Raw genomic sequence first — 14519 nt, 5'->3', positions numbered from 1 at the left:
TAAAATAAGCTTACTTAATTGATTGATAATCAGTTGATTAAGACTTAATCCTTAAGGTGGTTAAATCTTAACTTGCTAATTATCTACCTTTTACGGTTTCTGCCTTTTCCGCCTTCACCTCTTTTGCGTTGGTTTCTACCTCCGCCTTTTCCTCCTCTGTAAGATCTTCCGCCACGGCCATTTCTGCCTCCATCGTCTCTTCTTCGGTCTCCTCCTCGAGCAGCATTCACTCTTAACTCTCTACCGTCTAATTCCATGCCTCTAAAAGCTGGCTCTACTACATCGGCAGCTTCTTTTTCAACATTAAAATAAGACCTGCGGTCTTCCATAATTACTGAACCTAAAGTCTTTTTATTAAGACCTGTTTCAGCGCATAAATAGCTAATTAATGATTGCTTATCAAAGCCATCTATAGTTCCTACATTGATGAAGAACTTCTTATATGAGCCGTCTCCAGAGCCTGAAGATGAGTCTAAGCTAAAGTCTTTATCTTCGATACCATAACGCTCTAATTCGATAGTTAATAATTTATCTATTAACTGCTCTTTAGTTAGTTCATCATATATTGGGTATACGGCCTCTTTATGTTTATTAACTGCTTCTTCATCAGTTTTAACATCTATGATACGAGTTGCCCATGTAATCAACTTCTGCTTTTCAACTTCAGTTGGGCTTGGTAACTCATATTTTGAGAATTTGATGTTAAGCCTTTTTTCGAACATGCGTACTTTGCGCTGTTCTGACGTGTTAACTAACGCTAATGATATACCTTGTTTACCTGCCCTTCCAGTTCTTCCACTTCTATGAGTATAATATTCAGTATCATCAGGTAGCGCATAATGAATTACGTGTGTAATATCATTAACATCTATACCTCTAGCGGCTACGTCAGTAGCAATCAAAAACTCAAGTGTGTGGTTTTTAAACCTCTTCATCACTTGGTCTCTTTGCGCTTGAGATAAATCTCCATGGATAGCGTCTACAGGTAAGCCTTGCTTTTGTAAAAGTTCAGCTAGCTCCTGAGTATCTCTTTTGGTTCTACAAAATACGATACCGCGCATTTCTGGCTCTAATTGAATTATATGCTTAAGTAATTCAGGCTTATCTTTAGCTTTTACCAAAAAGAATTGATGATCAATATTTTGGTTTACTTTGTTTCCTGAATCTACCTTAACCTCATTGGGGTTATCCATGTATTTTCTTACTATATCACGGATCTCACTTGCCATGGTAGCAGAAAATAACCATGTCACTCGGCCTTCAGATGTATATGATAGGATGTCATCCAAATCATCTCTAAAGCCCATATTTAGCATTTCATCGGCCTCGTCTAATACCACATATTTTACGGCATTAAGGTTAACAGCTCTTCTTTTTGCAAGGTCGAGTAAGCGGCCTGGCGTAGCTATTAAGATTTGAGGCGTTTGTTTCTTCAGTTTGTTAATCTGTGGAGTGATGGAAGCACCTCCATAAACAGTTTGTACTTCTACACCTTTAAGATACTTTGAGAAACTTTCTAGTTGCTGACCAATCTGCTGTCCTAATTCCCTTGTTGGGGCCAGAACTACTGCTTGAGTAGATTTATTTGTAGGGTCTATTGATTCCAATAGTGGCAAACCAAAAGTGGCAGTTTTACCAGTACCTGTTTGTGCTAAGCCGATAAAGTCTGTATCAGCATCTTCTATTAAAACAGGAATGGCTTGTTGCTGAATTTTGGTAGGTGTTTCAAATCCTAACTCGTGGAGGACTTTCAAAATTGGATCAGATAGTCCTAAATCAGAAAAATTAATCAATTGATAGTATTTAATAAATGAACTGCAAAGGTAGCCTTATTTATCGCAATACCTGAATATATTGCCTTAATAATTTTTTTTACCTCACTTTTAGCTAAAAAAATTAGTTTAAACAGGGTTTTGGCTAATAAAATTAGTAAGATTACGCAATGAAACACTCAGGATATGCAGATTTGCCCTTGCATGGTGGCAAGGTACCATACTGGTTAGCAAGGAGAATGGCCGAATTGGGTGGAGCTATTGTTTCTACTATAGTTGAGGAATATGGAAGGTCAGCTTTTTTGTCAAAACTAAGTGATCCTCTATGGTTTCAGTCATTGGGCTGTGTGTTAGGTATGGATTGGCATTCTTCAGGAATAACTACTTCTGTGATGGGGGCGCTTAAAAAAAGTGTTAACCAGATGTCGGATGATTTGGGTATATATATCTGTGGTGGAAGAGGAAAGCATTCATTAAAGACTCCTAACGAATTAATAGCAATAGCCGATAAAGTAGGTTTTAGCGGTGGCGCTATGGTTTACAATAGTAAGTTAAGTGCAAAAATAGATAACACAGCTTTGCAAGATGGGTATCAATTGTACTTGCATAGTTTTATTGTAACTAAAGAAGGTGAATGGTCCGTGGTGCAACAGGGTATGAATGGAGTAAATAAAATGGCCAGAAGATATCATTGGCACTCTCCTACTGTTAAGTCTTTTGTGGATGACCCCCAGGCAGCGGTTTGTGGAATTAATAATGGTGATATTATTAACTTAAGTACTGCAGCTGCTAAAACTACACGTTCAGGGATATTAAATGTGAGCACGATGCCTAGCTCAACACTAATGAAGGAAAAACGAAGTATTGTTATGCCTAGACATCATGATGTAAGAGCAAAAGACGTTGACTTAAAAAGATTGGGTAGTGTGCTGGCTGTGGCTAATAATTCAGAAATGAAAAGTTTTGAGGACCTATTACTTATTAAAGGTATGGGACCACGTACGTTACAGTCATTGACATTGGTAAGTGAAATCATACATGGTACTCCTTCTCGTTTTACTGACCCCGCTCGTTTTTCATTTGCGCATGGCGGAAAAGATGGTCACCCCTTTCCTGTGCCTACAAAGGTCTATGATCAAACTATAGATGTGATGAAGGGCTGTGTTGATAAAGCTAAAATTGATTATAGCGAAAAGAAAAGAGCGATAGCATCATTACACATAATGGCTCAGCAAATAGAAAAGAATTTTCAACCCCAACCCGAAAGGTTTAATAAAATAGTACAGAAGGAAAGAAATGACTCATATAAATATGGAGGGCGAACAGTGGCTGGTAAGGCTCGTCCTTTGAATGGTCAACTAGATTTGTTTCTTTAAATCAATCCTTTGCTTTTTAATTCCAAGTATTTATTAATAGCGTTTATAGATAGATTTTGTGGCTGCGTAAATATGTGCTGAATACCATAACGCTTTAATTCGGTAAGTATAAGTTCTCTTTCAATATTGATTTTTTGAGCAATAGTTTTAAAATAAATTTCTTTTAAATTATTGGCTTCCTGATGCTGGTAAGTAGTTAATTCTTCGTTTTCAAAAACAATGACTACAAGCAAGTGAGCAAGGTTCAGCTTACGTAAAATTGGTAGTACTCTGTGTAGTGCATTTAAGCTTTCGAAATTAGAATAAAGAAATAGAAGGCTGCGGCCTCTCACATTTGATTGAATGGATTTATATAACCGCTCGTAATTGGCTTCCATTTCACTAATCTTCTCTTTATATAAAGCTTCTAGAATAATTTTGAGCTGCATTCTACTTCTGTCGGCTTTTATAATTCTTTTCGGAGTATCAGAAAATGTAATGAGGCCCGCTTTATCTTGCTTATTTAGTGCCGTATTCGCAATAACTAAACTCGAGTTAATAGAATAGTCTAATAGACTTAACCCATTAAATGGCATTTTCATGTATCTACCTTCGTCAATTAGACAATATATCTGCTGTGATTTTTCATCGGTATAGCTATTAACCATAAGCTTGTTTGCTCTGGAAGTAGCCTTCCAGTTCATACTTTTGATGTCATCACCTTTGGTATATTCCTTTATTTGTTCAAACTCATAGCTGTGGCCTATTCTTCTTAGTTTTTTTATCCCAAAATTAACATGGTTATTTTTTACAGACTTAAGCTCTAGGCTTTTCATGTCAATGATAGACGGATAAACAGCTATGTCTTGATCGGCCTCAATAGAGATTCTGCGTTTTGCTAAATGGATAGTTGAAGTAATAAAAATCTGAATTTTACCAAAGTTATAAACTCCTCTAGTCAAGGGTCTGATAGGGTAAGTCAGCTTTTTCTGTTGTTGGGCTTTTAAGTGAAGCTTTTCCATAAAATCCCTCTTTTGTAGCAAGCTGGGTATTTCATCGATCAGTTCTATATTAAAGCCCATATTCGACATATTTGCAATGCTAATGCTAATGGTTTGCTTGTTGCCTAGAGATAAAACTTTTGCGCATTGTCTACTGGCTGTTAAGTGATTATTCTTGTTAAATAATATAAAAGCATCGGCAATGGTGCAGGCAAAAATGATTACAAGGCCAGTTTTTCCAATTGCGAAAAACAGTGGCCATGCATAACCTAATGAGAATAGAAGTACAATTATTCCCAAGGCAACAAAGAAACGATTAGTGAGATATAACTGCTTTATTTTCAACGTGGTACTTCTGTTTTCTTAACTATTTCATTTATTATTTCTTCTGGGGTCACTCCCTCTAGTTCCCTGTCTGGGTTAAGTATAATTCTGTGGTTAAGTACTGGGCTAGCCACAAACTTTACATCATCGGGAATTACAAAATCACGACCGTTAATCGCAGCAACAGCTTTAGAGGCTCTCATTATTGCCAAAGATGCTCTTGGTGAGGCTCCTAGGAATAAGTCTCCATTGTTGCGTGTGTCATAGATGATTTCTGCAATATAGTCTAGAATTTCGTCTTTAATATGAACCTTTTCTACGAGCTTGTTTGCCTTCTCTATCATTTCGGTGGTTAATATGGAAGAAACATCACCAATCATTTTCTGAGAAAAATCTTCTTTAAATCGCCTTAGTATTAACTTTTCTTCGTGCAATTGAGGGTAATTAAGCTTTACCTTAAACAAAAAACGATCTAGCTGCGCTTCGGGAAGTTTGTATGTTCCCTCCTGCTCTATTGGGTTTTGGGTGGCAATAATCATGAAAGGAAACTCCATTGGGTATGTAGTTCCATCTACTGTTACTTGCCTTTCTTCCATTACCTCAAAAAGAGCGGCCTGTGTTTTTGCTGGAGCACGGTTAATTTCATCAATGAGCACAATATTAGAGAACACAGGTCCAGAGTTGAATATGAAATTAGAATCTTTGAGGTTAAAGATGCTGGTACCTACCACATCAGATGGCATGAGATCGGGCGTAAATTGTATTCTGCTATAATTCACTGATAAGGTTTTGGCAAATAGCTTCGCTCCTAGTGTTTTAGCAAGCCCTGGTACACCCTCTAATAAAATGTGTCCATTAGTAAATAATGATATTAGCATCATATCTACCAATTGATCTTGACCAATAAGAAGTTTACCTACTTCTTCTTTTACTCTGGCTATATTATTTCTGAATTCTATTAATTCCGATGGCTCGTGTGGCTCAGTGTATTCTTCCATTATTTTCTTCTTTGATAATAGTGTTCTACTAATTGGTGAAAACTTATCAAGTTTTCTGGTGTGATATCTACCTTGTAGTCAATATCTTGGTATTCTTTAATTATTTTTTCTATTTCCTTAACTTCTATCCCTGATTTGAGGCTCAGTTTCGTAATGAACTCTTTATTGACATGATTGGTGGGTAAATTATATCTGGTTCTAATATCTGCCAAAAAAAGATTCCATTTATGCTCAGCAAGGTTTCTGTGGTTCTGCTCTTTGTAGTATAAGTAGCCAATGGTTTCAACGTACTCTAATGTTGTATTTCTGTTTTTAGCAATTACGGGTATAATACGCTGTTTTCTTTTGATGTAGAAAAGAAAGTATATGAACACAGCAAGCAGTAATGTATACCATGCCCAGCGTAGTGAAGGTTGGCTTAGTATAAATTCAAGCGGATTTTTCTTTTGTGCAGACTCTTTCTCTGGAGGCATTTTGCTGAATTCATCCCACACTATTTGATTACCGTTGAAAATACCCATGACCCCTTCTGCATAGGGTAAATATTCTTCGTGTGTTAAATAGTAGTTGGTAAATAGTATGGGGTCGCTATGCAGATATAATACTCCTTTTCCATATGAAATTTTCAATAAGTTTATTTCAGAGTTGTTATAATAACCAAGTACTTCTATGTTATCGTAACAATAATCTACGGTGTCCAAGGTAGGCCAATCCCTTTCATATGGCTTTAAATTATTTATAGCAGGATAGCTTAATTTGATGTTACTGTCCTTAATGGAAGCCTCTATGGTGTCATAGGTTATGGTAGAAAGGGCTATGGCGCAATACTGGTCATAGTTGATTTCATCAAGGAGATCATAAGGGAAATTTTTTAAGCATATAAATGCTTCATTTCCATCGGCTACGAATTGCTTTAAGGACTCTATATCATCATAGGTATAGAATGCCGACTCACCTACTATCATATAAATAGAAGTGCTATCGTTGCTGTTTAATTCATATTTGATTGAAGCGTCATTAATGGTATTAAAATCCTTGTTGTAGGAGTTTTTTAATAGTTCGTAAAAGATATATTGATCATATGGAGACTTGCTATCCACTAAAAACGTTTCGTTCCAATCATAATACTTTCTTTTGCTATCGCTTTGGGTAAAGTAAAATAGTAGTATAAGTATAAGTACTACTATGCTCCCTGCTGCTATCAAAACCTTTTTATTCATTAGTGAAAGATTTTGATTGCTGATAAAATTTTTCTAGTTCATTACTAAATTCTAAGAGTTTATCTACAGCAAATGTCTTATCTCCATAATAAACAACTTGAAATACTAATGTTACTTTTTCAAATAGAGAAGATGATGAATGCTTGCGCATCTCCATCACATACTCGAGGTTAGTTTTTTCTTTTTTCCAGTAAATAAGTTTCTTTAGCGCCAGTTCTTTTATGATCATGAGGTAGTATATTCTGATGACCATTTTATAATCGTTATCTTCCTGTGCTTTTCTTAACCATTTTTCGAGGTCTGATTCCATTAAATTTTCTTCAAGGTTTTCAATGGTAATCGAGTTGGCTTTAACTTTTGGGTTTCCTATGTTATAACCAGATATTTTTAAAATAATAAATACTATTATTGCCACCAAGATACCAATGAGTATTATTTGAATAACCTGACCATTAAACAGTGATACGGAATCGCTGCTTGGTGCAATGCTTTCTAAATCATTTTTGGAGAGTTTTTGCCTTTTTCCTGTGCCTACTTCAGAGGCTTCAGACCTTTTGCCTTCGTGTTCCCCAAACTGAATGTCACGAGAAATCTCTTCCCACTCTTCTCTGTTAAATTGTTTGCTTTGGCCAAACGATAAAGAAAAAGAGCAACTGATGAGCAATATGAAAATTGTAATATGCTTCAATTACTTAATGTATTTATTTTTGAATGAAACAATATTTTGATTAAGAAATTCCGCATTCTTTATCTCAATAAGAGAATACTGCTGAATGTTAAATGCAATTAAAAAAATGGGGAAAGTAACATTTATACAGAAAAACACCACTAAGGCATTGGTAATAAGTGTGGCGTAATATGTAAACTTCTCGTCCGCAACTAGACTGCTTTGAATAAAATCTACATAGAGCGTCATAAAGGGGCTATCGAATAGTATTAGCGTTACTATAAAAATAAAAAACAATAGTGAAAATAAGCCCATCACTTTGCTGAAACTGCTGCTTAGAAAAGATTTGAATTCACCTATGGCCTTTCCCACACTAATGTTGCTGTTAGAGTTGAGAATGGCTGCAATGTATAGAGCAGAAGGAAAAAGAACTATAAAGAATAGAAAGCACAGAAAACCACTGAAGAAAAACGGAATGTTGATGAGTACACCTGCGAATAAACTCGATAGTATTAAGTTCTGATTTGAAGTTGAGTAGTTATGAAACGATCGTATTTGTTTTTGTATGAAGAATGTAATACCCGATACATATATTAATCCAGCAAAAAACATATATGGCATGTTGCCATAATTAGCTACAATAAGTATTTTTTCAATTACCAGCTGTTCTATATCTATACTGTTAGATAAGGCCTGATTTTTAAGGGAAAAGGCCGCTATGGCAACTAGGCCGAGCATAAGTACTGATGCCGGTCCTATGTATTTAGTAAATGTTTTTTTATATACTATAATAGTCTCTCTAAAGACCGTATGATTCATTTTAACCTCTCCTTTTAAGATGACTTCTTCTGGCTCTGCGGTAGAGGTAAAAGGAATAGATATTTTCGCCAGATTGTCACTTTTACTTTTACGAAGTGGGTATAATATAAAGTAGTAGATGATAAAAAATAGAGAGCTAAGTATTAAGCTTAGTTTAACTATACTAGGAACCTCGGTATAGCGAGTTAAAAAAGATTCTATTATTGCAGCAAAAACAAGTATGGGTACTATTCCTATCAATAATTTAAACCCTTGCCGTGCAGAAAGCTGAAAAGCTCTTAACCGTGAATAAGTGCCAGGAAATACAAAGCCTTTTCCAAGTACTATCCCGGCCCCACCGGCAATGATGATAGCTGAAATTTCTAATGTACCATGAAGCCATATGGTTAGCATAGATTCAATGGCTAAACCTTGCTGGATGAAGAAATATTGGAAAGTACCAATCATCATACCATTATAAAATATAATAATGACCGAGCCCAGCGAAAAGAAAATACCTGTAATGAAAGTATTGAAAGCCACCATTATGTTATTGATGCTGATGCCAAGGAACATGTCAAATTCGCCCATTGTTTTGTAAACAGCCATGGGGTCACCTTTTTCTATGTTTTTCATGGTCATGCTTACATATTCTTCCCCCAAGATGGTTGTTGTAAAGTCAGCATCGTTGGCGGTGGAAATTACACCTATGAGTGCGGCTATTAAAAATACCACGAGTGAAACCACCAGTTCTTTTCTTGAATAATAAGTAACGGCAGGTAGGTCTTCGAGCCAGAATTTAACAAAGCGGTTTTTACCCTCTTTCCTATTTTTATAAATTTTATAAAATAGCTGTTGAGCCAAATTGTTTAAATAAATCTTGATGGATCTATTAGGATAATGTGATTTGGCGTAGGACAAGTCATCCGTAATTTGAATGAATAAATCACTGAGCTGATCAGGGTTACGAGTTTTAAGTTTAAGTAATTGCTCAAACTTTAACCATTTTTCTTTATTTTGCTCTATAAATTTGGTCTCTTTCATTTTCAGGTTGAAAAATAAGACTTTTAAATTACTAATATGCAAAAAATAGAAATTAACACAACACAAAATGTAAATATTGAATTTGAAATTGCGCCACTCCGAGAGCGTATTATAGCTTTCATCATTGATATTATTGTGATGTTTACAACTATTAGTATTTTATATTTATCTGTGGGGGTAGCTTTTGGTCTCAACGGGTTTAAGTATGGTTATTATGTAGTAATGTTTCCTATTTTTATCTTCTATAGTATAGGTTTTGAGACGTTGAACAATGGCCAATCTATAGGTAAGCTGGCGTTAAATATAAAAGTGGTTAAGACCAGTGGACAGGAGCCGCGGTCTAGTGATTATATGATGCGCTGGGTTTTTAGAATGATAGATATCTACTTTTCGGTTGGGGCCTTGGCATCTATTTTTGTAAGCACTTCTAATAAGGGGCAGCGATTGGGCGATATGGCAGCCGAAACTGCGGTAATAAAGGTTAAGCCAGCACGCACCTTAAGTTTTAAGGATATTGAAAAAATAAACTCAATCGGAAATTACGAAATAAGTTATCCAGAGGTGCGGAAATTAACTGAAGAAGATATGTTACTTATAAAAAATGTAATCGATAGATGTAGGAAATACCCCAATGCATCTCATAAGGTGGCCTTGAAAAGTATGGTGGAATCAGTAAAGCAAGTATTGGAGATAGACCAAAAAGGATTGAGCCATGGTGATTTTCTGAAAACTCTAATTAATGATTACGTAGTATTAACAAGATAAAAAATAAGGCAGTGATTTCACTGCCTTATTTTTTATTAATTAATTGAACCTACTTCGTTGGATTCAAAGTTGCCTTTTAAATGCTTGTTAAGATAATCTACATATTGAGCATATAACAGAAGGTAGCTTGTAGAGCTATAAGCTACACCATGTGCTCCTGGAGGGTAAATTCTAAGGTCAGCATCTTTTCCGTTATCAATTAGTGCATTTACTAATTGCATTGTATTTTGAAAGTGCACATTTTCATCCATTGTACTATGTGCAATAAACATTTTTCCTTTTAGGTTAGCGGCAGCTGCGCTTGAAGCAGTCTTAATATATCCATCTTCATTGTCAGCTAGCAAATCCATGTACCTTTCGGTGTAAATGCTGTCATACAGCCTCCAATCAGTGACAGGGGCTCCAACCAAAGATACTTTAAATACCCCAGGGTGGTTTAGCATAGTGTAGCTAGACATGTAGCCTCCGTAGCTGTGTCCTCTAATGGCCATTTTATTTCCGTCTACCCATGGTTTTTTAGCCAAATATTTTACTGTAGCTACAAAATCATTGCTTTCCGTTTCTCCTAAATTTCTATAAACTACTTTTTCGAATTTGCTTCCATATCCACCAGAACCACGATTGTTTACACTAGCAATGATGTATCCCTGCTGTGCCAAGTATTGCTCCCAGCCATTGGTGGCAAAATCGTTATAAACGGATTGTGCTCCAGGCCCACCATAGATGTTTAAAAGTAAAGGGTATTTTTTGTTTTCATTAAAATCCATTGGTTTAATGATGTACCCATCTAGCTTTTGTCCATCTGGTGTGGTAAATGAGAATAGCTCTTTTTTAGAGTAAAAGTGAGTGTTGGTAAAAACCTTTACCGAAGCGTTAGCTTCAAAAGTTTTAAGTAATTTTCCTTTTGTAGTCCAGAGTTCTACTTGTTTAGGGGTAGATACGTTACTATAAGTATCAATGTAATATTTGCCATTCGGAGCCACATTTAAGTGGTGTGTACCTTCTGCCCTAGTTAATTTCTTTTTGTTTTTCCCATTAAAATTGATAGCATAAAGCTGTCTTTCTAGCGGAGAAACTTCAGTGCCGGTATAATAGATAGTGCTACTTTTAGAATCTACCGCCTCTACCCTTGTAACTTCCCACTTCCCTTGGGTTACTTGGTTAATTACTTTTCCGTTATAGTCATATCTGTAAATGTGGCTCCATCCGTCTCTGTCAGAAATCCATAAAAACTCTTCTTTGTCTTCTGGGAAAAAGAATAAGTGCATGATGCCGGCAAAGAAATCGAAAACGTCTATCCATTTTTCAGACTTCTCTTCCATGATCAGTTTGCCCTTTCCGGTAGTTACATCATTGAAGAATAACTTCAGGTGATTTTGCTTTCTGTTCATGTGCACTATGGCTAATTTACCAGCCTGAGCTGTCCAGTAAAGTCTAGGAATATAACCTCCTTCCAGTGCAACATCCATCCATTGGTTAGATTTTTTGGCTATATCTAAAACACCAATTCTTACCGTAGGATTGGGGTCTCCTACTGCCGGATAAGGCACATCTACGTATTTGGTATGCTGACCTGCATAGTCTGTCATCTGAAATGTTGGAACCTCTCTTTCGTCTGATTGCCAGAATGCAATGTATTTACTATCTGGCGACCATATCCATGCTTGGGCTAAGCCAAATTCTTCTTCGTAGGCCCACCCAAATCTACCATTATAAAAGTGGTCTTCAGCGTCAGATGTTAGCTGTGTTTCTTTTTGGGTAGAGAAGTCAAAAATAAATAAATTTCCACCTCTTTCATATCCTACTTTGCTCCCATCAGGGCTTATTTCTGCTGTTTGCGCATCTTTAGCTACAAGTTTAAGGGATTTGTCTTGTACGCTGTAGAAGTAAAAATCAGAGATTCCTGATCTTCTCCAAACTTGTCTGAAATTGGTTTGGAATAATATATATTTAGAGTCTTTCGACCATTGAAATGATCGGTATTCAAATGCTTCGTCTTGATCAGGGAAGTTAACGCCTTTTGCATTAAATATCAGTTCATCTTTGCCACTTCTGGGGTCATATGCCCTTATTTCGGTGCCATTGTCCGTGTTTTCAATAAAAGAGAATTTATCTCCTTTGTTTATCCAGTTTACACTTTGAGGACCTGAGCCACCTGATAATTTTCCTCCTACAAATAACGCCTCTTTGATGTCTTTATACTCTTGCCCTTGAGCAAAAGTGGCACCTTGCATTATTGAGAAGAATAGAATAAATAAATATATTTTTCTTTTCATACAGCATGTTTTGTTTGATATAGCTAAGTTAATTTTTTTATAGTAATATGAAAAAGAAAGAGGTCCTACCTTCACACTGTCAACTAGTTGTGAGATAGGACCTCTTTAAAGATCTATCGATAAGTTATTTAACCAATATCAGAAATAAAATCTGCTAATATGATAACTCCCTCCTTCAGGTAAGGGTCATCAAATTTAGAATCTTCTTCGTCTTTAGCTCCTTCTTTTTTGATTTTTACACCATTCATAGAAACTCTACTGGCCTTTTTCTTTTCAGACTCTTCTACTTCTTGTTTTCTTTTCTCAATATTTAATGAGATTTTGGTTTTTGCCAAGTTCTCTTTCAGTTCCTTAGTGTCTTCTACCAGGGCTTGTAATTCTTCATCTGATTTAAGCCTTTTTTGGTAATCATGATTTAGTTTAGACACCGCATTATTAGGCACCTTGTTAGTTAACTCAAAAGAAGCACCTTTTATTTGATCCCAAGGTAGTGCGCTTTTGCTAGCACTCTCTCCAAATTCTTTAGCATCGAAGGCCGAAGGTAGATTTACGTCAGGGCTAACTCCTAAGTGCTGAGTGCTGCTACCTGTCACTCTGTAGAATTTTTGTAGTGTCAATTTCAACTGGCCTACTTTTTCTCCGTCAGGCACATTCATATAGCGGCCTAAATCAATTACACTTTGTACAGTGCCTTTTCCGAAAGTTTGCTCTCCAATAACTACCCCGCGATGATAATCTTGGATGGCACCCGCAAATATTTCTGATGCGGAGGCGCTAAATCTGTTAATCATAACAGCTAGAGGGCCATCATAAATGACTTCAGGGTCTTCATCTTCACCAACTTCAATTTTGTCAGTAGAGGTTCTAACTTGTACTACTGGCCCATCTTTTATGAATAAGCCTGTTAAATCAATGGCCTCAGCAAGTGAGCCGCCTCCATTGTTTCTTAGATCCATCATGATGCCGTCAACACCTTGGTCTTTTAGTTCGCTCACTAGTTTTTTTACATCACGAGTGGTACTAGTGTAATTAGGGTCGCCTTTTTGATAGGCTTCAAAGTCCATATAAAAACTAGGTAAAGTTACCACTCCTACTTTGTAGTTTTTGCCATTTTGGTTTAAGCTTAAAATCTCTGATTTCGCTTTCATGTCTTCAAGCTTAATCTTTTCTCTTACGAGAGAAATTTCTTTAGAAGCACCATTTATTCCTGTTTCTGCTGGTAGTATCTCTAGCCTTACTGTAGTTCCTTTTGGCCCTTTTATTAGTTCTACTACATCGTCTATTCTCCAGCCCGTTACATTCTCCATTTCCCCATCTTCACCTTGTGCTACACCTATTATTTTGTCATTTTCATGAATCAGGTCACTTTTGTCTGCAGGTCCACCAGGTATTATTTGAACTACTTTTGTGTAATCGGTGTCAGTCTGTAGTCGTGCTCCTATACCTTCTAAAGAAAGGCTCATGTTTTGTTTAAACCTGTCTGAGGTACGAGGTGAAAAGTAGTTGGTGTGTGGGTCAAATGCTTCGGCCAGTGAATTCATGTATAATTCAAACACGTCTTCAGTATGATATTGCTGAATGGCTTTATCAAATCTTTCATAACGTTTAGATATATTCTCCTTAATGGTTTCTTTGTCTTTATCATTAAGCTTCATAGAAAGCGTCTGGCTTTTTACTATTTTTCTCCAGAGGTCATTCAGTTCCTTTTGATTTTTAGGCCACCCTTCTTTTGATCTATCGGTGTTATAGTATTCATCTTTGGTGTAATCAAAATCGTAAGTCAACAGGGTATCCATTACATAGGCCATTCTGTTGTCAAATCGTTTTTTAAATACGCTATAAATTTGATATGCCGGGCTTACATCGCCAGCTCTAGTTAGGTCGTCTAACTCATTCCTATATTTTTCAAAACTTTTAATGTCAGATTCTAAGAAATAAGAATGGTTGTTGTCTAGTGTTTCAATGTAATCATCAAGGACTACTGATGAAATAGAATCATTAAACTTAATTTTTTTGTAATGATATGTGTCCAGTATTTGTGTAATTAACTTCGCTTCATCGCCATAGTATGGCTTGGGTATAAGCTCAGTACTGTCATAGGGCGTGGTGCCTAAATTAAGTACAGTTGATGAACTATATGTGATGAAACTTAGTAAGACTAATACTGGAGCTATTATTAATGTGATTTTTCTCATGCGCTATTTGTATTACTCTAATGTAATATTTATTCCTAAACTATATAACGAAAAGAGTGCCATATGTTTCATTTTTTAATGACAAAAAGCAAAATCATGATATG

Annotated in this window: 10 protein-coding genes; 2 read left to right on the top strand and 8 right to left on the bottom strand. The window is 36.1% G+C overall.

The window, feature by feature from the left end; genetic code table 11:
- Positions 1-83 precede the first annotated feature (83 nt).
- Positions 84-1793: a DEAD/DEAH box helicase gene (locus tag ACXACQ_RS17860; protein ID WP_474977338.1), complete on the bottom strand. Its 1710-nt coding sequence runs from the start codon at positions 1791-1793 to the stop codon at positions 84-86.
- A gap of 149 nt (positions 1794-1942) precedes the next feature.
- Between ACXACQ_RS17860 and ACXACQ_RS17855 the strand changes: the two genes are divergently transcribed.
- On the top strand, positions 1943-3148 hold the full coding sequence (locus tag ACXACQ_RS17855) for a DUF763 domain-containing protein (RefSeq protein WP_474977337.1): 1206 nt from the start codon (positions 1943-1945) through the stop codon (positions 3146-3148).
- Here ACXACQ_RS17855 and ACXACQ_RS17850 read toward each other — a convergent pair.
- The 5 genes from ACXACQ_RS17850 to ACXACQ_RS17830 are packed head-to-tail and all read right to left on the bottom strand — an operon-like array spanning position 3145 to position 9179.
- Positions 3145-4473, bottom strand: coding sequence for a DUF58 domain-containing protein (locus tag ACXACQ_RS17850; RefSeq protein ID WP_474977336.1), 1329 nt, complete (start codon positions 4471-4473; stop codon positions 3145-3147). The genes ACXACQ_RS17855 and ACXACQ_RS17850 overlap by 4 nt on opposite strands.
- On the bottom strand, positions 4470-5450 hold the full coding sequence (locus ACXACQ_RS17845; protein ID WP_474977335.1) for an AAA family ATPase: 981 nt from the start codon (positions 5448-5450) through the stop codon (positions 4470-4472). Before ACXACQ_RS17845 ends, ACXACQ_RS17850 begins: the two co-directional genes overlap by 4 nt.
- Positions 5450-6670 (bottom strand): DUF4350 domain-containing protein, encoded by a 1221-nt coding sequence (locus ACXACQ_RS17840; protein WP_474977334.1) that lies wholly within the window; start codon positions 6668-6670, stop codon positions 5450-5452. The genes ACXACQ_RS17845 and ACXACQ_RS17840 overlap by 1 nt, the downstream gene beginning before the upstream one ends.
- On the bottom strand, positions 6663-7358 hold the full coding sequence (locus ACXACQ_RS17835; RefSeq protein ID WP_474977333.1) for a hypothetical protein: 696 nt from the start codon (positions 7356-7358) through the stop codon (positions 6663-6665). The genes ACXACQ_RS17840 and ACXACQ_RS17835 overlap by 8 nt, the downstream gene beginning before the upstream one ends.
- On the bottom strand, positions 7359-9179 hold the full coding sequence (locus ACXACQ_RS17830) for a stage II sporulation protein M (RefSeq protein ID WP_474977332.1): 1821 nt from the start codon (positions 9177-9179) through the stop codon (positions 7359-7361).
- 36 nt (positions 9180-9215) lie between these two features.
- Between ACXACQ_RS17830 and ACXACQ_RS17825 the strand changes: the two genes are divergently transcribed.
- Complete coding sequence (locus tag ACXACQ_RS17825) at positions 9216-9944, top strand: RDD family protein (RefSeq protein WP_474977331.1); 729 nt, start codon at positions 9216-9218, stop codon at positions 9942-9944.
- Positions 9945-9979: 35 nt separating this feature from the next.
- Here ACXACQ_RS17825 and ACXACQ_RS17820 read toward each other — a convergent pair whose 3' ends face one another.
- Together ACXACQ_RS17820 and ACXACQ_RS17815 are read right to left on the bottom strand one after the other, a co-directional pair.
- A complete protein-coding gene (locus ACXACQ_RS17820; protein ID WP_474977330.1) occupies positions 9980-12220 on the bottom strand; it encodes a S9 family peptidase in 2241 nt (746 codons plus the stop codon).
- A gap of 128 nt (positions 12221-12348) precedes the next feature.
- A complete protein-coding gene (locus tag ACXACQ_RS17815) occupies positions 12349-14415 on the bottom strand; it encodes a carboxy terminal-processing peptidase (RefSeq protein WP_474977329.1) in 2067 nt (688 codons plus the stop codon).
- Positions 14416-14519: the final 104 nt, after the last annotated feature.

The organism is Fulvivirga sp. AWR4_260 (assembly GCF_056158185.1).
Note: the sequence above shows the minus strand (reverse complement) of the source record. Positions and strands in the feature narration are given on the sequence as shown.

What these genes read in the sequence shown, in the direction of transcription:
- ACXACQ_RS17820 (WP_474977330.1), bottom strand. Translation starts at nt 12,220, where the DNA reads ATGAAAAGAAAAATATATTTATTTATTCTATTCTTCTCAATAATGCAA.
- ACXACQ_RS17825 (WP_474977331.1), top strand. Translation starts at nt 9,216, where the DNA reads ATGCAAAAAATAGAAATTAACACAACACAAAATGTAAATATTGAATTT.
- ACXACQ_RS17815 (WP_474977329.1), bottom strand. Translation starts at nt 14,415, where the DNA reads ATGAGAAAAATCACATTAATAATAGCTCCAGTATTAGTCTTACTAAGT.
- ACXACQ_RS17845 (WP_474977335.1), bottom strand. Translation starts at nt 5,450, where the DNA reads ATGGAAGAATACACTGAGCCACACGAGCCATCGGAATTAATAGAATTC.
- ACXACQ_RS17830 (WP_474977332.1), bottom strand. Translation starts at nt 9,179, where the DNA reads ATGAAAGAGACCAAATTTATAGAGCAAAATAAAGAAAAATGGTTAAAG.
- ACXACQ_RS17855 (WP_474977337.1), top strand. Translation starts at nt 1,943, where the DNA reads ATGAAACACTCAGGATATGCAGATTTGCCCTTGCATGGTGGCAAGGTA.
- ACXACQ_RS17840 (WP_474977334.1), bottom strand. Translation starts at nt 6,670, where the DNA reads ATGAATAAAAAGGTTTTGATAGCAGCAGGGAGCATAGTAGTACTTATA.